At 46.1% G+C, this 505-nt stretch carries 1 protein-coding gene; it reads left to right on the top strand.

Features of this window, described 5'->3' with window-relative positions; translation table 11 throughout:
• A partial coding sequence (locus tag R7Q48_RS31540; RefSeq protein WP_318134414.1) for a 23S rRNA pseudouridine(2604) synthase RluF occupies positions 1–505 on the top strand: 505 nt, incomplete at both ends.

Genomic DNA, 505 nt, shown 5'->3' with positions numbered 1-505 from the left:
GCAAGCCTGTCGCTTCAAAAGAAAAGCCGATTTATATCGCCCTCAACAAGCCAACAGGCATCACCTGTACGACTGAGCGTGATATCCCCGGCAATATCGTCGATTTCATCGGTCACAAAAAGCGTATTTTCCCAATTGGTCGACTCGACAAACCTTCGGATGGTTTGATCTTCTTGACTAACGATGGCGACATCGTAAATAAGATTCTGCGCGCTGGTAACAACCACGAAAAAGAATACGTGGTGCGTGTCGACAAGCCGATTACGGACGAATTCCTAAAACAGATGTCGAGTGGTGTTCGAATCCTCGATACCGTAACGCTCCCTTGTAAAATTACGAAAGAAACCAAGTTCTCTTTCCGTATTGTTTTGACGCAAGGCCTAAACCGTCAGATCCGCCGTATGTGTGAAGCACTCGGCTACGAAGTATTTAAACTTCGCCGCGTACGCATCATGAACATCTCTCTAGATGGAATTCCAAATGGTAAATGGCGTTACCTAACCGA

It is taken from the genome of Vibrio sp. 378 (assembly GCF_033339435.1).
The sequence above is the reverse complement of the archived record's forward strand: the minus strand, read 5'-3'. Positions and strand labels throughout refer to the sequence as shown.